Raw genomic sequence first — 17,328 nt, 5'->3', positions numbered from 1 at the left:
TATAACAGATGAGAATGAATTCAGATGATGACAAATTCAGAGAGGACGCGCCCGTCGTGCAGAATATCGCCGTCAAGGATCTTTCCTTCGCGTATGTGAAGGACAAGCTGATACTGAAAGATATCGACCTCTCCGTCGCGGCGGGGGAGTTCGTCTGCCTGCTGGGGCAGTCGGGCTGCGGCAAAAGCACGTTCCTGCGCCTGCTGGCGGGGCTGGAGCGCCCCACCCGCGGCGAGATCTCGATCGACAGCCGTCCGATCGAGGGCGCGGGGCTGGACCGCGGCGTGGTCTTTCAGGATTACGGCCTGTTCCCGTGGATGACGGCGGGTGAAAACGTCATGCTGGCGCTGAAGCAGCGTTTCCCCGGGCGCAGCGTGGACGAACTGAAGTCTGTCGCGCTGGAAAAACTGCGCGGGGTCGGCTTCGACGGCGCGGTCTTCCGCAAGCTGCCGCGCGAGCTGTCCGGCGGCATGCAGCAGCGCGTGGCGATCGCGCAGGCGTTCGCCGTCGATCCGCCGGTGCTGCTGATGGACGAGCCGTTCGGCGCGCTCGACGCGGTGACGCGCGCCATGCTTCAGGATCTGGTCTCGGAGCTGTGGGCGAAGCACGAGCCGAAAAAGACCGTCTTTTTCGTCACGCACGACGTGGACGAAGCGCTGCTGCTGGGCAGCCGCGTCGTCGTGCTGGGGCAGTCGCCCGGCGGCGTGATCTTTGACTGCCGCGTCCCCGCGGCGGGGGGCGCTTCGCGCAGCGCCCGCTTTGAAAGCACGGAATTCGTCCGCCTGCGCGAGACGCTGATCCGCCACATCAACCGCGACGTGGCCGAGCGCCTGTCGCGCGACGGTCTGTTCGCGCGCGGCGCCAAGTGAATCAGGTTGTAAGCACCACATCATTCCTATAAAAGGAGCGTTCTTTAAATATGTCTGTGAAGAAAAATGCTGTCCGTCTGTTCGCCTCTATGAGTCTGGCGCTGGCCGCTTCGGCCGTCGCTTCCGCCGCCCCCGAGCAGAGCGTCGTGCGCTGGAACTACGGCACGAGCGGCAACGTGCTGGTGACGATCGCCGAGAACAAGGGCTACTTCAAGGACGAAGGGCTGACGATTGAACCGGTCCTCGCCAACGCCAACGCCGACGCCATGACGCTGCTGGCCACCGGCAAGGTGGACGTGGTTTCCAACTCCGGCACGGCCGCGCCGCTGCAGCAGATCGCCGCCGGCATCGACCTGACCATCTTCGGCGGCCACATGGTGACCGGCTGCATGCCCGTCGTCGCCCGCGCCGGCGCGGAGTGGAAGGGCGTGCAGTCGCTGATCGGCAAAAAGTTCGCCTGCAACCCCTCGTACTTCGCCTTCACCGGCGCGGTCATGGATCTGGGCTACAAGGAGCCGCTCAAGGCCGTCAACTGGGTGACCTATTCCGGCTACAACGAAGCGCTGGCCGCCGTCGTGCGCGGCGAGGTCGATTACGCGCTGATGGGCACGGGCCAGAACTTCAACGTCAAGAAGATGAAGGATGTCCAGATCGTCACCTACCAGAGCGAAGTGATGCCCAACTATTCCTGCTGCCGCATGGAGGCGCAGACGGAGTACGTCAGGAAGAATCCCGAGACGATCAAGGCCGTTTTGCGCGCGCTGCTGCGGGCGCAGAGCTACTACGAGAGCCACCGCGACGAAGCGGTCTCCATGCTGGCCAAGAAGATCGGCGCTTCCGACGAGTACGTGGCCGCCTACATGCTCGACACCGCTCACTACGTCGTCAACGCCGACCCGCTCAGCAAGTCGGTCGTCCGCGCCTGGGGCATCCTCGACAAGACGGGCTTCCTGAGCGAAAACGCCAAGAACATCAAGATCGAGGACCACATCGACACCGAACTGTACCGGCAGGCGCTTGAAGACGCCACCGCCGCCCACGGCAGCGAAGATCCCACCTTCTACGAACGTCAGCGCGCCTTCTTCGCGGAAAACAACTAAGCGGCGGGAACGGACTTCGCGATGGGCAGGCTGAGATACTTTTTCGGCAAGTACTGGCTGACCTTCTGCATCTGCGCCTCGCTCATCGCGCTGTACGTTTACATGACCGAGACGGGGCGCGCCAATCCTTATCTGTTCCCGCGCGTCGAGGCCATCCGCAAAGTCTTCGCCGGCGAAGGGCGCACGATGTTCGTGAACCTGCTGGCGTCGATGAAGCTGATGGTCCCGTCGATCGCCGTCTCGCTGGGCGTGGCGCTGTTCGTTGGCACGGTCCTGGGCATGAACGAGCGGCTGCGCGACGCGCTCTACCCGGTGATCTACATGTTCAGCGTCGTGCCGTCGATTTTGTTGTCGCCGTTCGCGCTGCTGCTGGCGCCGGATTTCTGGAGCGCCTCGGTGTTCCTGATCGTTTACGGCACGATCTGGTCGACGCTGTTCGCGGCCGTCACGGGCATCATGACTATCGACAAGCGCTATCTCGACAAGGCGGCGACGCTGGAACTGAAAGGCTTCAAGCGCCTCGTCAAGGTCATCCTGCCGGCGGCCAGCCCTTCGATCCTCGCCGGCTTCGTCAACTCGCTGCGCAGCACCTTCGTGATGCTGGTCTATTCGGAGATGTACGGCGCGCAGTACGGCATGGGCTTTTTCGTGAAGAAGTACGCGGAGTTCGGGCTGTACGACTACACCTGGGCCGGATTCCTGTTCATGGTGCTGGTGCTGGTCGTGGTGATGCAGTTTTTCGAGCGGATCAAGAAGCGCCTGCTCAGGTGGACGATGAACGACCGCACCCAATGAGTGCGTGGAAAAAACGCAAAAAAAAATCGGACGCGAGACAAACGACTGCGTTTGCCTCGCGTCCGATTTTTTATGGAGCCCCGTTCACCGCACAGCGACAAGAAGGGAACGCAGCGCCAGCGCGAGGAAGAAGGAGAGCGCGGCGGTCGCGAAAAGAAGTTTGTGGGCGCGGGCGATGTCGGCGGTCTCCACGGGGCGCAGCGGATCGCCGAGGAACGGTTTTGCCTCGACCTGTCCGCCGTAGCTGGCGGGGCCGGCCAGCTGGACGCGCAGCGCGCCCGCGCAGGCGGCTTCGGCGTGGGCGGAATTGGGGCTGGCGTGCCTGAGGCGGTCGCGGCGCAGGATGCGCCACGCGTTGGCCATGTCGAAGCGGCACAGTCCGGCGGCGGCGACCATCAACAGCCCGGCCAGGCGGGCGGGGACGAAGTTGACGAGGTCGTCGAGCCGCGCGGCGGCCGTGCCGAACCAGCGGTAACGATCGTTTTCGTAGCCGATCATCGAGTCCATGGTGTTGACGGCCTTGCAGAAGCAGCCGCCGGGCACGCCGAAAAGACCGATCCAGAGCAGCGGCGCGACTACGCCGTCGGCGGTGTTTTCGGCCACGGTCTCGACGGCGGCCTTGACGACGCCGGTCTCGTCGAGAAACTCGGTGTCGCGCCCGACGATCATCGACAGCCAGTAACGCGCGCTCCCCAGGTCGCCGTTTTTCAGCGCCGCGGCGACCTTGCGGCTTTCGTCGCGGAGGGAACGCGCCGCCAAAAGCTGGTAACAGAAAAAGCTTTCCGCCGCCAGCCCGCCCCAGAACGAACGCGCGTACAGAACGCGCAGCAGCAGCGCGGGCAGCGCCGTGCAGACGGCGGCGACGACGAGGACCAGCAGCGCCCCCGCGGCGCGCTCGCCCCGTTTCGTGGAGGGGAGCAGCGGGCGCAGGATTCTCTCGCCCCAGGCGATCAGCTTGCCGGCGAAGACGACGATGTGAGGAAATCCGTGCGGATCGCCGCACAGCAGATCGAGCGCGAAACCGATCGTGAGCGCCGCCAGCGACGCGACGGCGCTCACGACAGGCCGCCTTCGAGGCGCAGCCGCGCGCCGTCCCAGACGCAGCGCACGACGCCGCAGTTTTTCACGAAGCCGTCGTAAAAGGCGCGCGGCGGCTCGCAGAACTTGCTGAGGACGGCCATGATCGTGCCGCCGTGAGCGACCGCGGCGATGCGGCCGCAGCCGCGCGACTGCGCGGTCATGTCCAGAAATCCTTGGCGGCAGCGCCTTCGCAGCGCTGCCATGTCTTCGCCGCCGGGGATCGGTCCTTCGCCGCGCGAGGCGAGCCAGGCGGCATAGGCAGGGTCGCCGCTTATGAGCTGGTCGTGCGACTGCCCCTCGAAGCGGCCGAAGTCGATCTCGACGAACGCCTCGATCACGACCGGTTCGAAGTCCGGAAAGAGGATCGCGGCGGTCTGGCGGCAGCGGCGCAGCGGGCTGACGAAAACCTTTTCCACCGGCGGCAGTCCGTCGGCGAAGCGCGCGCGGGCCTGTTCGATCCCGGCCTTGCAGAGCGGTTCGTCGGCGCGCCCCAGATAGAGACGCGCCCGGTTGCTGGCGGTCGCGCCGTGGCGGATCAGAAGGATCTGCACAGCGCGAACCTCGCGATCTCCGCGGCCTGCCCCAGCGCCATGCCGGCCAGCATGGCCAGCTCGAGCGTCTGCACGAAAAATCCCGACGTGTCGCCGGTGATGCCGCCGAAGCGCCTCTCCGCCATGGCGTGATAGGCGAACCACGCCGCCACGGCGCCCAGCAGCGCGCCGGTGCCGGCGTACAGGTCGCAGAAGTCCATGGCGACCGCGCAGGCGGCGATCCATCCCCAGGCGCAGCGGCGCACCAGCAGCGTCTGCGCCGGCTGCTGAAAACGCGCCAGCATGCCGCCGCCGCGGGCGTTTTTGCGGCTGAGCACCGACAGCACGGAAACGGCGCGCGACATCGTGAAGATCAGGCAGAAGACTCCCGGCAGCCCCGCCGCCTCGCTGACGAGGCCGAGGTCGAGCACGAGGTAAACGCCGCAGTAAATGATCGCGAACGCGCCGGCGCGCGAGTCCTTCATGATCTCGAGACAGCGCTGCGGCGGCTGATGGGACGCAAGGGCGTCCATGGTGTCGCAGAAGCCGTCCATGTGGATGCCGCCGCTGATCAGCAGCGGCACGGCCACGGCCACGGCGCTGCGCAGCAGCAGATTGAAGCCGGCAAACCAGCACAGCCACAGCCACGCGCCCTGCGCCGCGCCGATCAGCAGGCCGACCGCGGGCAAAAAGCAGAACGAGCGGGCCAGCGACTTTTCGTCCCATCCGCACTGCGGCACGGGAACCGCCGAATACGTGGACAGCGCGATCCAAAACGGTTTCAGCCAATCCATGGACATTCTCCCTTCAGCAGCCGCGGCGCGCCGCCGCGCATTTCGATCACCGCGTCGGCCGCGGCGGCGAGCCGTTCGTTGAGATGGGCCAGCGCCGCCGCGTAATTCTTCGTGGCCGCGTCGCAGCCCTCGCCGCTCACCCCGCCGATCGTCACGGCGATCACCACGGCGGCGCGCCCGGCGAGAGAAACGATCTGGCGCAGCGCCTCGTCCTCCGCATCGGGGCGGCCGCGGCCGAACATCTCGTTGGCGAGCAGGTTGGACACGTCCTCGAGCAGTACCAGCGCGTCCGTTCCGGCGGAAATCCCGTCGAGCCCGCGCGGGCACTCCGCGGTGACGAACCCCTGCCCGGCGCGCTGGCGGCGGTGCCTGTCGACGCGGGCCGCGCCCTCGGCCCCGCAGGGGACCATCGTCGCGGCGTAAATCCTGGGGCCGGAAAAGCGCGAAGCGATCGTTTCGGCAAAACGGCTTTTCCCGCTGTTGCTGGCGCCGGTCAGTAAAATCAGCATCCGTCATGCCTCGTGCGACTTCGGGCGCGAAGATGTTCCACGTGGAACATTCTCATTCTTCGTCCTTCGCGGCGGCCCGCTCGCGCTCCTGCATGGCCCTGACGATCTTCGTGAAGCGCGCGGCGATGTAGCCGTAGCTGTCGCGCCGGTGCGGGATCAGGCAGTTCGAGCAGTCCTTGACGCCGTTTTCGAGGTAACGGAAGTTGCCGCCGCACTCGCGCCCGAGGCAGTACAGCGGACAATAACAGAACAGGCAGTTGAAGTCCTCCGGCGCGACTCCCCTGTGACACGGGAAGAACTCGCAGTCCTTGTGGCTGAAGAACGAATATTTGCATTCCTCCGGCTTTTTGTTCATGACGTCTTTTCTGCTCACGCGATCCCCTCCTGTGTGGGAAACAAAGTCTGTGATGGCGAACGGAGAGAAAGGTTTGGGTTTTCACGAGCCGCCGGCGGCGTTTTTTCTCCGTTTTTTTGTGGTGGATTTTGTTCTCAAAAACTTTATGACTGCGGCGTGTAGGCTTCCATGCCGATGTCGCTGAAGACGAGACCGTCGTAGAGCGCCATGGCCATGTCCAGCAGCGGGAACAGGCACAACGCGCCCGTGCCCTCGCCGAGGCGCATCCCGGCGCGGATCACCGGCTCCAGCCCCAGCTCGCCGAAGATCCTGCGCGCCGCCGGTTCCGCCGACATGTGGCTGGGAATCATGGCGAAGGCGCAGCCGGGACACAGCCGGCGCGCTGCGAGCGCGCCGACGGCGCTGATCACGCCGTCGATCACCACGGGCAGGCGCTCCAGCGCGCCGCCGATGAACAGCCCCGCCATGGCGGCGATGTCGAAGCCCCCCAGCTTGGCGAGCACGTCCAGCGCGTCGTCCGCGTCGGGGCGGTTGACGGCGATGCCCTTTTCGATCGCCGCGATCTTGCGCTTCAGCCCTTCGTCCGAAAGCCCCGCCCCGCGCCCCGTGATCCCGCGCGGCTCGCAGCCCAGCAGTACGGCGGCCACGGCGGCGCTGGTCGTGGTGTTGCCGATGCCCATCTCGCCCGTGGCGATCAGGCGGTAGCCCTTTTCGCGGCACTCGCGCGCCGTTTCGATGCCGACGCCGATCGCCCGCAGCGCCTGTTCGCGCGTCATCGCCGGCCCGGAAGTGAAGTCGCGCGTGCCGGCGGCGATGCGGCGGCTGATCAGCCCCGGCGCGTCGGGCGGATATTTCACGCCCACGTCCACGGGGATCACGTCCGCGCGCGCCACGCGCGCCATCAGGTTGGCGGAGGAACAGCCCTTCGCCAGATCGGCGGCCACCAGCGCCGTGATCGACTCGTCCGTCTGCGTCACGCCCTGCGCGATCACGCCGTTGTCGGCGCACATCACCACCAGCGCTCGTTTGCCGATGTCGAAGCGCGCCTCGCCCGTGATCCCGGCGATCCGCGTCACCAGGTCCTCGAGCGCGCCCAGGCTTTTCAAGGGCTTGGCGACGAGGCTCCAGCGTTCCAGCGAAGCCTTGACCGCCGCCGCGTCGGGGCCGGTCAGGCGCGAGTTGATTTCGTTCAGATCGACGTTCACGTGAGTTTTCCCCTTTGTCGTGCGGAATTTGCCGCGCCCGGCGAACCGCGCGCTTTTTTCGCCCCTATTCTATCACTCGCGCGCCGTTCCCCCAAACGGCGGCCGTTTGACAGCGTCCGCAAACGGGAATAAGATAATCGGCGCGCTCTGTGAGCGGCAAATTTTGCGAAACGCAGGTGAACGACATGATCCCTCGAAAGATCCTCGGCGTTTACGGCGGCATGGGCCCGGCGGCCTCGGCCGAATTTCTGCGCCTGCTGGCGGCGATGGCCCCGGCGAAGCGCGACCAGGAACATCCCGTCGTCTACGTTTACTCCAACGCGCAGACGCCCGACCGCACGGCGGCGTTTTTCGGCCGCGGCGAAAGCCCCGCCGCCGCGCTGCGCCAGGGGCTGGACACGCTGTGCGGCTGGGGCGCCGATCTGCTGGCCGTGCCCTGCAACACGGCGCACATCTTCATTGATCCGTTCCGCGCCCAGCTGCGCTCGCCGCTGATCCACATCGTCGAAGCCACCGTCGCCGACGCGATTAAAGCCGCGCCCGACGGCTGCTGGATCATCGCCACCGGCGCGACGATGGATTCGGGCATCTACGAGAAGGAAGCGGCGCGCCGCGGCTACCGCTTCTTCGCCCCCAGCGAAGAAGTCCGCGAACTGGCGACCCAAGCCATCGTCCGCGTCAAGGCCGGCGAACTGAAAGCCGGCGGCGCGGTCATGGAAGAGATCGCCGCCAAGTTGTGGGCCGTCCGCCGCGCCCCGATCGTTACCGCCTGCACGGAACTGCCGCTCGCCTACGACGCCAGCTCGCTGCCGCCGGAAATGGGCATCTCCAGTCTGCGCAGTCTCTCGCGTGCCTGCCTCGAAGCCCTCTACGCGGAAGAGTAGAAAAGACGAACGGAGATCACAAACCGCGAGGGCGGGCGATTGGATTTTGGCCAATCGCCCGCCCTCGCGGTTTTTCGCGCCGGATTCAAATTTTCCCGCGCCCGGCGCGGCGCGTTTTCCTCAGCAGAGCGAACAGCTTCATCAGCGCCCCTTCGCGGAAAGCGACGGCGTCGCGGGGGCACATCTCGTGACAGCAGTAACAGCGGATGCATGCGGCGTAGTCGAAAAACAGCGTTTCGTTTTCCAGCCTCAGCGCCTCGGCGGGACAGACGGCGACGCAGCGGCCGCAGGCGATGCAGCGCTTGCGGATCTGCTCGGGGCGCGAGGCGAGAAAGCGCCGCCCGAAGCGGTCCATAAAGCGCGGCATCAGGCTGAGCGCGTCCAGCGCCGGGATGTCGACGTCAGGGAAGCGGCCGGAGGGATCGAAATCGCCGCGCCACTTTACGCCGCTCAGATCGCAGCCTGCGAAGCCGCGGGCACGGGCCGCCTGTAGCAGAAAGAAATCCTGCGGAGGCAGCCCCATCATGGCCGATAGCGCCGCGTCGAGCGCCAGCGCATCGCCGCTCGCGCCGATCAGGCCGAAAGCGCGCGGCCGGCCGTTGCCGGGGCCGCGCCCTTCCATGCCGATGACGCCGTCGACGATCGAGAGCAGGGGCGGCAGCGACAGCGAAATGTCCAGCAGCAGATCGGCGAAACGGCGGCGGTCCAGTCCCACGGCATAGTGCCATTGGGCCTTGCGCGTGCCGACGACGGTGCCGAAAAGATTTTTGACCGCCAGCGACAGCTGCATCTGGCAGTGCGTTTTCATTTTCGGCAGGCTGACGACGGCGTCGGCCTCGAGCGCGTCGGCCGAAAGCTCGAGCCGTTTGTTGACGCGTCCCGCCGCCGGCGGACAGAGCGTGGAGCGCCCCAGCTCCTGCACCGGCACGCCGAGGCGCGCTCCCACCTCGCCGATGCCCGATGCCTTCGCCACCCGCGCGAACGGTTCGATGCCCGGACTGTCGCCGATCACCGGCCGGCAGCCCAGGTCGAGCAGGGCGCGGCAGACCGAATCGACGAGCGCCGGGTGGGTGGTCACGCATTTGTCGGGCACGCGGGCGGCGAGCATGTTGGGCTTGACCAGCACGTACCCGCCGCGCGGGAATGCGCGCAGCGACAGACATTCCCGCACGATCGGATCGAGCCGTGCGGGCGAGTAGTCTTCACAGTGAAAAAGCGCGACGGTCGTCACGGGCTGACTCTCCTTGGGAAAAATCCGCCGGCCGGGACGGAAAAGGCGGGGCGCGTTCAGCTCTTGGCGCCGGAAAGGCCGCGCGGCGCGACGCCCTTGGGGATAGGCACGTAGGTCTCGCCCCGCAGGCGCTCTTTCAGTTCCTCCTGGGCTTTCTTGAGCAGTTCGGGATCGGTCATCAGGTCGTAGCCGGCCGCGGCCATGACCTTGCCGGCCTGGAGCATGCCCTTGTGCGCCAGCGGCGATTTTCCGACCGTCACGACCTGCCAGGAATGACCGGGCGTGCTGTTGGCCCAGGTGCCCATGTAGATCTGGGCCGTGGGCGTCTGCCAGGACACGTCGCCCACGTCGGTGGAGCCGCCCATGGGAACGCCCGAGGGCACGTAGGGCAGGATGCGGCGCGGCAGCGGATCCTTTTTGGCTTCTGCGAGGGCCTCGCGCCCCGCTTTGCCGGCGCCCCTGACGCGCTTTTCCAGATCTTCGAAGCGCCCCGGCTCGGGCGTGGTCTCGAAGATCTTGCGTGCGAACTCCTCGTCGGCGGCGTCGAAATCCGGCGCGCCGAAGAACTCGAGATTCTTTTGCAGGCAGCGCTCCATCGTCTCGTTGTTGACGATGTTGGCGCAGGACTTGACAAAATCCTTCTCCACCGTCGTGTCGGTCATCAGCGCCGCGCCCTGGGCGATGCGGTCGACGCGCTCGACGATTTCCTTCACCTGGCCGCTCTTGGGGGCGCGCAGCAGATAGAGCACCTCCGCGTAGGGCTGTACGACGTTGGGCGAGACGCCGCCGGCGTCGGTGATGGCGTAGTGCAGGCGCGCCTCCTGAATGACGTGCTCGCGCAAAAACTGCACGCCCACGTTCATCAGCTCGACGGCGTCGAGGGCGCTGCGGCCGAGGTGGGGCGCGGCGGCCGCGTGAGCGCTGACGCCGCGGAAGCGGTAATAGATCTGCGCGTTGGCCAGCGACGAGGTACCGGCGGTGAAGGTGCAGTTGGACGGATGCCAGGTGACGGCGGCGTCCACGTCGGCGAAGACGCCCTCGCGGGCCATGAAGGCCTTGCCGCTGCCGCCCTCTTCGCCGGGGCAGCCGTAGTAGCGCACAATGCCTTTCAAACCCTGTTCCCGCATGATCGTTTTCAGCGCCGCGGCAGCGGCGATGGAGGCGACGCCGAGCAGGTTGTGCCCGCAGCCGTGCCCGTTGCCGCCGGGTACTTCCTCTTCCCTGCGGTCGAGGCCGGCCTTCTGGCTCAGTCCGGCCAGCGCGTCGAACTCGCCGAGGAAAGCGATCACGGGGCGGCCTTCGCCCCATTCGCCGCAGAACGCCGTCTCCACGCCGCCGACGTTCGTCGCGACTTTGAACCCCTCTTCCTCGAGCAGACGGATCTGCGCCGCCATCGACTTGTGCTCGCGAAACGCCGTCTCCGCGTAGCCCCAGATTTCGTCGGCGACTTCGGCGTAACGGACGCCGCGCGATTCGACGATCTCGCCGATTTTTTTCTTGTCCATGGAACATCGCCCCCTTCGAAGAATGACGCCGCTTCCGCGGGCCCGTGCCGGTCGCGGAATGTTTGAGACTTTTATTATAGCGTCTCTTTTTTCTCCTGCGCAAGAAAACTTTCGGCTTTCCATATTCCGGCCGGCCGCACGGATAGACCGCCGCGATGCTTTCTGAATTTACGGTCTATTCTCAATATTTTTCGACGAAAATTTCGCGGATGCCGTCGAAATTTTCATTAAAAGACAGCATTGAATCAACCGCTCCGTGCTATATAATTTTACTTAAGCAGTTTTTAACTGCGATTTTTATTTATTGTTTTTTATTTATCTGAGGAGGGGTTCTCATGGCAGAGAAACGCGGAGTTTCGTTGATTTGGCAGATTACCATTGGTTTTGTCGCCGGCATTCTGTTCGGCAGAATGGCCGCGCCGGACGCGGTGGCGTATGTGGATCCCCTCGGCAAGATCTTCATGGCCTTGCTCAGCATGCTGATCGTGCCGCTGGTCCTGTCGAGCCTCGTCGTCGGCGTGGCGTCGCTGGGCGACCTCAAGTCGCTGGGCCGCATCGGCGTGAAGACGCTCGCCCTCTATCTGATCACCACGGCTATCGCGATCGGCATCGGTCTGGCGCTGGGCAACCTCATGCAGCCGGGCGCCGGCATGGACATCGCCCTTGCCAAGGCGACGGAAGCCAAGGCCGCTCCCTCGCTGGGACAGGTGCTGACGAACATGTTCCCGAAGAACGCCTTCGCTTCCATGGTCAACGCCAACATGCTGCAGATCATCGTCTTCGCGCTGTTCCTCGGCGTTTCCATGACGCTGGCCGGGGAAAAGGGCAAGCCCGCGCTCGACTTCTTCAACTCTCTGGCGGAGACGATGTACAAGATGACCGCGATCGTCATGAAGTTCGCTCCTTACGGCGTCTTCGCGCTGATCGCCGTAACGGTCTCCAAGTACGGCGCCGCGGTGCTGCTGCCATTCGCTAAGGTCATTGCCGCTGTCTACATCGGCTGCATCCTGCACGCCGTGCTCGTCTATTCCGGCATGGTCGCCGTTTTTGCGCGCAAGAGCCCGCTGTGGTTCTTCAAGGGCATCAAGGAAGCCAGCCTGACCGCTTTCGTCACGCGCTCCAGCTCGGGCACGCTGCCCGTCACGATGGAGTGCTGCCATAACATGGGCGTTCCCGACAAGGTGGCGTCCTTCGTGCTGCCTCTGGGCGCGACGATCAACATGGACGGCACGGCGCTGTATCAGGGCGTCTGCGCGCTGTTCATCGCCCAGGCCTTCGGCATCCCGCTGAGTCTGACGGCCCAGTTCGGCATTCTCGTCACCGCCACGCTCGGTTCGATCGGCACGGCGGGCGTTCCCGGCGCCGGGCTGATCATGCTCACGCTCGTCACCACCCAGGCCGGCCTGCCCATCGAGGGCGTGGCCATGATCGCCGGCATCGACGCGGTGCTCGACATGATCCGCACGTCGCTGAACATTACCGGCGACGCGGCCGTGGCGACGGTGGTCGCCAAGAGCGAAGGCGCCGAACTGTAGGTTCGAGCGGGGAAAGAATCGCTGACAGCGAATTGAGAACGAGAAAACGCTCTCCCGAAGGTGCCGCGGGAGAGCGTTCTTTGTGATGTGTCCGGCGCGGGAGTCGTCGTCGTTTTCCTCCTCTTGGCAACGTATAAAAAATATTGGACGACTTAACTCTTTCGGTGCGGCGGCGTCGCGGTGATAGAATAATCAATTATGTTTTTATGGATGCGAGCGTTGTCTATGGAATCGGGTGAATTTTATGGAGCGCGGGAACAATCGGATTGTCGAGGGCGTGATCTGGAAGCAGCTGCTGGTCTTCTTCTTCCCGATCATGCTGGGCACGTTTTTTCAGCAGCTGTACAACACGGTCGACGCGGTGGTGGTCGGGCGCTACGTGGGCAAGGTGGCGCTGGCGGCCGTGGGCGGCCCGACGAGCACGGTGATTGCGCTGCTGGTGGGATTTTTCGCCGGGCTGTCGACGGGCGCCACGGTGGTGATCGCGCAGTTTTACGGCGCCGACGACCCGGAGCGCACGTCGCGCGCGGTGCACACGGCGATGGCTCTGGCGCTGGCGGCCGGCGCGGCGATGACGGCGCTGGGCGTGGCGCTGGCGGAATGGACGCTGGCGAAGATGCAGACGCCGCCGGACGTGATGCCGTACGCGGTGTCGTATCTGCGCATTTACTTCGCGGGCATCGTACCCTCGCTGCTGTACAACATGGGCTCGGGGATCCTGCGCGCCAAAGGCGATTCGAAGCGCCCGTTCTATCTGCTGGCGGGCGGCACGGTCGTCAACCTGGCGGCCGATCTGCTGCTGATCGTGCGCTACGACTGCGGCGTGGACGGCGTGGCCTACGCCACGATCCTCTCGCAGGGATTTTGCGCCGCGGGCGTGTGGTGGCTGCTGGCGCGCGAGTCGGGGCCGTTCCGGCTGGAACTCCGCAAGCTGCGCTGCGACTGGCTGCTGCTGCAGAACATCATCCGCATCGGTTTGCCGACGGGGATCCAGGCGACGATGTACTCGTTTTCCAACATCATCATTCAGGCGGTCACCAACAAGTTCGGCGTGGACGTGGTGGCGGCCTGGGCGACGCTGGGCAAGATCGACGCGCTCTACTGGATGGTGATGTCGGCGTTCGGCATGGCGCTGTCGACGTTCTCGGGACAGAACTTCGGGGCGCGGCAGTACGACCGCGTGATCCGCAGCATCCGCGTCTGCTCGCTGATGGCTTTCGTCGCCACGGGGATCATCGTGACGGCGTTCCTGTCGGGCGGGGAGTTCTGGTTTCGCATCTTTACCGACGATGCGCAGGTCATCGGCCAGGGGCTCATGCTGATGCGGCTGATGGTGCCGTGGTATTTTTCCTACGTGCCGGTGGAGACGATCTCCGGCGGTATTCGCGGCACGGGCGATTCGCTGGCTCCCACGGCGATCATGGCCGTCGGCGTGTGCGCGTTCCGGCTGGCCTGGATGTGGCTGGTGGTACCTTCGCACTGGGATATCCGCGTCGTGGCCTGGAGCTATCCGATCAGCTGGGCGCAGACGGCGGCGTTGTTCGCGCTCTACTATTTTTTCAGCGGCTGGATGAAGCGCAGCATCGCCCGGGCGGGGCACCTGCATGCGGCGGTGTGATATTTTCGAAATCGTGAAAATCTTTCCTCTTGACAGTTTGAAAAATGAGGCTATAATTTCACCCATAACTGAAGACCGATACAAAGGCGTCGAACCGGATCTCCTTGAAGAGCGTGTCGCCATGCCAGAGAGAAAGCCCCGCAGGCTGGAAGGGCTTTCAGCGCGATTTTTTCAAGGAGCAAGGCCCGGGGAGCCGGAATGGAAAGGCGCGAGCCGGAGTACATTTCCCGAACTGACCCTCCGTGACCAGGGTCCAAGCGGGGCGTGACATGAAATGCGTCCAAGCAGGGTGGTACCGCGAGACTGTGATGGCTCGTCCCTACAGAACGATGTGGGGGCGAGTTTTTTTAGCCGAACGGTACGCCGTGCGCGGGCGACGCGCTCAAGCAGGGTGGTACCGCGTGCTGTATGACAAACGGCGCGTCCCTGTGCGTTCGATCTCGAGCGCACGGAGACGCGCCGTTTTCTGGCCGAAATTTCAATCGCAGAAAAATTGAAACGCTTTTTTCACAGGGAGGAGTCGGGTACAATGAAGATAGCTGTTGTCGGCGCGACGGGCGAAGTCGGGCGCACGATGATCCGCGTTCTGGAGGAGCGGGGCGTCCGCCCCGAGACGATCCGCTTTTTCGCCTCGCCTCGCAGCGCCGGGACGGAACTGGAGTTCGCCGGCCGCCGCGTGGCGGTTGAGGAATTGACGCGGGAATGGGTTCCCGCCGGAACGTTCGATTACGTGATCATGTCGGCGGGCTCGGAGCTGTCGAAGCGGTTCGCCCCCGTCGCCGCGTCGCGCGGCGCGGTGGTGATCGACAACAGCTCGTGCTGGCGCATGGATCCGGAAAAGCTGCTGGTCGTGCCGGAGATCAACGGCGACCTGCTCGCGGGCTACCGCGGCATCGTCGCCAATCCCAACTGTTCGACGATCCAGATGGTGCTGGGGCTGTACAAGGTGCACGAGCGCTTCGGCCTGAAAACGGTAGTGGTCAGCACCTACCAGGCCGTCAGCGGCGCCGGGCGGCGCGGCATCGACGAACTGCTGGAGCAGGAGCGCGGCGGCTCGGTCTGCGAAAAGTTCGCGGCGCCGATCCACCGCAACGTGGTGCCGCAGATCGACGCGTTTCTGGACAACGGCTTCACCAAGGAAGAGATGAAGATGGTCGACGAGCCGCGCAAGATCCTGCGCGACGGTTCGATCATGTGCTGGCCCACGACGGTGCGCGTGCCGGTGCTGTACGGCCACAGCGAAGCGGTCTTCGCGGAGACGCGCGAACCCTTCGGCACGATTGAGGATCTGCTTGAGGTGATGCGCGAACAGGAGCACGTCACCGTCAGCGACGCTCCCGTGGTCACGCCCGCGGTCGACGCCGCGGGAACGGACACGACGTTCGTCAGCCGCGTGCGCAGCTTCGACGACCGTCATTTCCTTCAGTGGAACGTGGCCGACAACGTGCGCGTGGGGGCGGCCACCAACGCCGTGCGCATCCTGCTCCGCCACGCGGCGCTGAACGGCGTGCGCTGAAGCGGTTTCGCCGTTGATGGGAAAATGTTCCACGTGGAACATTTTTCGAGCTTCGCTTTTTCGCCCTTTGGAGTTGCTGCGTTTGTCGTCATTTGATTTTCGCGGCGAAGAAAGAGTTTGCCTTTTTTCGCGCATCCGACGGCGGCGAGCCGTCATGTTTCCCCGGTGTTTTTGCTTTTCTCCGCTCTGTCGTTTCTCCGTGGTTGCTTTCTTTCAAGAAGACTTTAACGCAAAGGAGTGCATTTTCATGTTCAGAGGTACAGGCACCGCGCTGATCACGCCCTTCCGCAACGGAGCCGTCGACTTCGACGCGCTGGGCGAGCTCTTGGACTTTCAGGTGGAAAACGGCGTCGACGCGCTGATCGTGCTCGGCACCACGGGCGAGGCGGCGACGCTGACGCCCGCCGAGCGCGACGAGGTGATTTCCTTCGCGCTGCGCGCCGTGGACGGGCGAATTCCCGTCATCATCGGCACGGGCACGAACAACACGGCGACGACCGTCGATCTGTCGCGCCGCGCCGAGGAGCTGGGCGCCGACGGCGTACTGGTGGTGACGCCCTTTTACAACAAACCCAACCAGGAAGGGCTGTACCGGCACTTCCGCACCGTGGCCGAATCCGTGCGCATCCCCGTGATCCTCTACAACGTGCCCGGCCGCACGGGCGTGAACCTGCTGCCGGAGACGACGCTGCGCCTGGCGCAGATCGAGAACATCGTCGGCGTCAAAGAAGCCAGCGGCGACCAGTACCAGTGCGACAGCTTGCTCCGCTCGCTGCAGGTCGTGCGTTCCGACTTCCGTGTCTGGTCGGGCAACGACGACCAGGCCTTCCACCTCGTCTGCAGCGGCGGCGACGGCGTCATCTCCGTGCTGTCCAACGTGCTCCCCGCGCAAACCGCGGCGATGATCGGCGCGGCGCTCGGCGGCGACGTGGCGGCGGCGCGCCGCTGGCATCAAAAGCTGCTGCCGCTGATGAAGGATCTCTTCAACGAGTCCAACCCGATTCCCGTCAAGTTTGCCGCCGGCGAGCTGGGGCTGTGCCGCGACGAGCTGCGTCTGCCGCTGGTGCCCGCCGGCGAAAAAACGCGCGAACTGGTGCGCGCCGACCTGCTCGAGCTGGGCGCGCTGGAGGCCGACTGATGGAACTCTCCGTCCCCTACGGCGTGATCGGCTCCACCGGGCGCATGGGGCGCGAGATCGCGGCCGCCGCCGGCGGAACGCCCTGCCTCTGCGTCTGGGACGAGGGCGAGACCTGCGAGGGCTCGCCGCGCGTCATTTTTGACTTTTCCTCCGCCGCCGTCCTGCCGCGCACCGTCGAGCTGTGCCGCCGCCACAAAAGCGCGCTGGTCATGGGCACCACGGCGCTGAACGATGGGCATATGGCCGCGCTACGCGGCCTAGCCGAGGAAGTTCCGGTCGTGCAGAGCTTCAACTATTCCATCGGCATCGCCGTCATGGCCATGATCCTGCGCGATTACGCGCCGCTGCTGGCCGACTGGGACGCCGAGATCGCCGAAGCGCACCATATCCACAAGAAAGACGCGCCTTCCGGCACGGCGCTGATGCTGGGGCGTGCGCTGGGACGCGACGTGCCCATGCACTCCTTCCGCCTCGGCGGCCTGCCGGGCGATCACGAGGCCCTGTTCGGCAACGAGGGCGAGACGCTCAGCGTCCATCATCGCGCCATTAGCCGCAGCGTCTTCGCCATCGGCGCGGTCAGGGCCGCGCGCTTCGCGCTGACGAAGGAAAAGGGCCTGTTCACATTCGAAGACGTGGTGCGCGGCTGAGCGCGCCGTTACGGAGG

17 protein-coding genes are annotated in these 17,328 nt (G+C 65.1%); 9 read left to right on the top strand and 8 right to left on the bottom strand.

Annotated features, from left to right (window positions below; genetic code table 11):
- Nucleotides 1–56: 56 nt before the first annotated feature.
- The 3 genes from FYJ74_RS09320 to FYJ74_RS09310 are packed head-to-tail and all read left to right on the top strand — an operon-like array spanning nucleotide 57 to nucleotide 2,764.
- Nucleotides 57–869 carry an ABC transporter ATP-binding protein gene (locus FYJ74_RS09320; protein WP_326830923.1) on the top strand — a complete coding sequence of 271 codons (813 nt, stop codon included), beginning with the start codon at nucleotides 57–59 and terminating at the stop codon, nucleotides 867–869.
- A gap of 50 nt (nucleotides 870–919) precedes the next feature.
- Complete coding sequence (locus tag FYJ74_RS09315) at nucleotides 920–1,969, top strand: ABC transporter substrate-binding protein (protein ID WP_154529305.1); 1,050 nt, start codon at nucleotides 920–922, stop codon at nucleotides 1,967–1,969.
- A 21-nt stretch (nucleotides 1,970–1,990) separates the two neighbouring features.
- Nucleotides 1,991–2,764 carry an ABC transporter permease gene (locus FYJ74_RS09310; RefSeq protein WP_154529304.1) on the top strand — a complete coding sequence of 258 codons (774 nt, stop codon included), beginning with the start codon at nucleotides 1,991–1,993 and terminating at the stop codon, nucleotides 2,762–2,764.
- A gap of 84 nt (nucleotides 2,765–2,848) precedes the next feature.
- Here FYJ74_RS09310 and cbiB read toward each other — a convergent pair whose 3' ends face one another.
- The 6 genes from cbiB to cobT form a co-directional block, all read right to left on the bottom strand.
- Nucleotides 2,849–3,823 (bottom strand): adenosylcobinamide-phosphate synthase CbiB, encoded by a 975-nt coding sequence (gene cbiB / locus FYJ74_RS09305; RefSeq protein WP_326830922.1) that lies wholly within the window; start codon nucleotides 3,821–3,823, stop codon nucleotides 2,849–2,851.
- The gene (locus FYJ74_RS09300; RefSeq protein ID WP_154529302.1) at nucleotides 3,820–4,395 is read right to left on the bottom strand and encodes a histidine phosphatase family protein; all 576 of its coding nucleotides are present in this window, start codon (nucleotides 4,393–4,395) and stop codon (nucleotides 3,820–3,822) included. The genes cbiB and FYJ74_RS09300 overlap by 4 nt, the downstream gene beginning before the upstream one ends.
- Nucleotides 4,380–5,168 (bottom strand): adenosylcobinamide-GDP ribazoletransferase, encoded by a 789-nt coding sequence (locus tag FYJ74_RS09295; protein WP_195838879.1) that lies wholly within the window; start codon nucleotides 5,166–5,168, stop codon nucleotides 4,380–4,382. Before FYJ74_RS09295 ends, FYJ74_RS09300 begins: the two co-directional genes overlap by 16 nt.
- Nucleotides 5,156–5,677 (bottom strand): bifunctional adenosylcobinamide kinase/adenosylcobinamide-phosphate guanylyltransferase, encoded by a 522-nt coding sequence (locus tag FYJ74_RS09290; protein WP_154529300.1) that lies wholly within the window; start codon nucleotides 5,675–5,677, stop codon nucleotides 5,156–5,158. Before FYJ74_RS09290 ends, FYJ74_RS09295 begins: the two co-directional genes overlap by 13 nt.
- A 52-nt stretch (nucleotides 5,678–5,729) precedes the next feature.
- On the bottom strand, nucleotides 5,730–6,050 hold the full coding sequence (locus tag FYJ74_RS09285; protein ID WP_326830921.1) for a cysteine-rich small domain-containing protein: 321 nt from the start codon (nucleotides 6,048–6,050) through the stop codon (nucleotides 5,730–5,732).
- A gap of 125 nt (nucleotides 6,051–6,175) precedes the next feature.
- On the bottom strand, nucleotides 6,176–7,237 hold the full coding sequence (gene cobT / locus FYJ74_RS09280; RefSeq protein ID WP_326830920.1) for a nicotinate-nucleotide--dimethylbenzimidazole phosphoribosyltransferase: 1,062 nt from the start codon (nucleotides 7,235–7,237) through the stop codon (nucleotides 6,176–6,178).
- A gap of 185 nt (nucleotides 7,238–7,422) precedes the next feature.
- On the opposite strand from cobT, the gene FYJ74_RS09275 reads away from it, so the two are divergent.
- Nucleotides 7,423–8,121 (top strand): aspartate/glutamate racemase family protein, encoded by a 699-nt coding sequence (locus FYJ74_RS09275; protein ID WP_154529299.1) that lies wholly within the window; start codon nucleotides 7,423–7,425, stop codon nucleotides 8,119–8,121.
- An 85-nt stretch (nucleotides 8,122–8,206) separates the two neighbouring features.
- On the opposite strand, the gene FYJ74_RS09270 is transcribed toward FYJ74_RS09275, so the two are convergent.
- Both FYJ74_RS09270 and FYJ74_RS09265 read right to left on the bottom strand, forming a co-directional pair.
- Nucleotides 8,207–9,352, bottom strand: coding sequence for a DUF362 domain-containing protein (locus FYJ74_RS09270; RefSeq protein WP_154529298.1), 1,146 nt, complete (start codon nucleotides 9,350–9,352; stop codon nucleotides 8,207–8,209).
- A gap of 56 nt (nucleotides 9,353–9,408) precedes the next feature.
- The gene (locus FYJ74_RS09265) at nucleotides 9,409–10,857 is read right to left on the bottom strand and encodes an amidohydrolase (protein WP_154529297.1); all 1,449 of its coding nucleotides are present in this window, start codon (nucleotides 10,855–10,857) and stop codon (nucleotides 9,409–9,411) included.
- 335 nt (nucleotides 10,858–11,192) lie between these two features.
- On the opposite strand from FYJ74_RS09265, the gene FYJ74_RS09260 reads away from it, so the two are divergent.
- The 5 genes from FYJ74_RS09260 (at nucleotide 11,193) to FYJ74_RS09240 (ending at nucleotide 17,311) form a co-directional block, all read left to right on the top strand.
- Nucleotides 11,193–12,392, top strand: coding sequence for a dicarboxylate/amino acid:cation symporter (locus tag FYJ74_RS09260; protein ID WP_154529296.1), 1,200 nt, complete (start codon nucleotides 11,193–11,195; stop codon nucleotides 12,390–12,392).
- A 244-nt stretch (nucleotides 12,393–12,636) separates the two neighbouring features.
- Nucleotides 12,637–14,010: an MATE family efflux transporter gene (locus FYJ74_RS09255; RefSeq protein WP_154529295.1), complete on the top strand. Its 1,374-nt coding sequence runs from the start codon at nucleotides 12,637–12,639 to the stop codon at nucleotides 14,008–14,010.
- A gap of 529 nt (nucleotides 14,011–14,539) precedes the next feature.
- A complete protein-coding gene (locus FYJ74_RS09250; RefSeq protein ID WP_154529294.1) occupies nucleotides 14,540–15,526 on the top strand; it encodes an aspartate-semialdehyde dehydrogenase in 987 nt (328 codons plus the stop codon).
- A 247-nt stretch (nucleotides 15,527–15,773) separates the two neighbouring features.
- Nucleotides 15,774–16,664, top strand: coding sequence for a 4-hydroxy-tetrahydrodipicolinate synthase (gene dapA, locus FYJ74_RS09245; RefSeq protein ID WP_154529293.1), 891 nt, complete (start codon nucleotides 15,774–15,776; stop codon nucleotides 16,662–16,664).
- Complete coding sequence (locus tag FYJ74_RS09240) at nucleotides 16,664–17,311, top strand: 4-hydroxy-tetrahydrodipicolinate reductase (protein WP_154529292.1); 648 nt, start codon at nucleotides 16,664–16,666, stop codon at nucleotides 17,309–17,311. Before dapA ends, FYJ74_RS09240 begins: the two co-directional genes overlap by 1 nt.
- Nucleotides 17,312–17,328 lie beyond the last annotated feature (17 nt).

The organism is Pyramidobacter porci, assembly GCF_009695745.1.
GTDB classification, from domain to species: domain Bacteria; phylum Synergistota; class Synergistia; order Synergistales; family Dethiosulfovibrionaceae; genus Pyramidobacter; species Pyramidobacter porci.
Note: the sequence above shows the minus strand (reverse complement) of the source record. Positions and strands in the feature narration are given on the sequence as shown.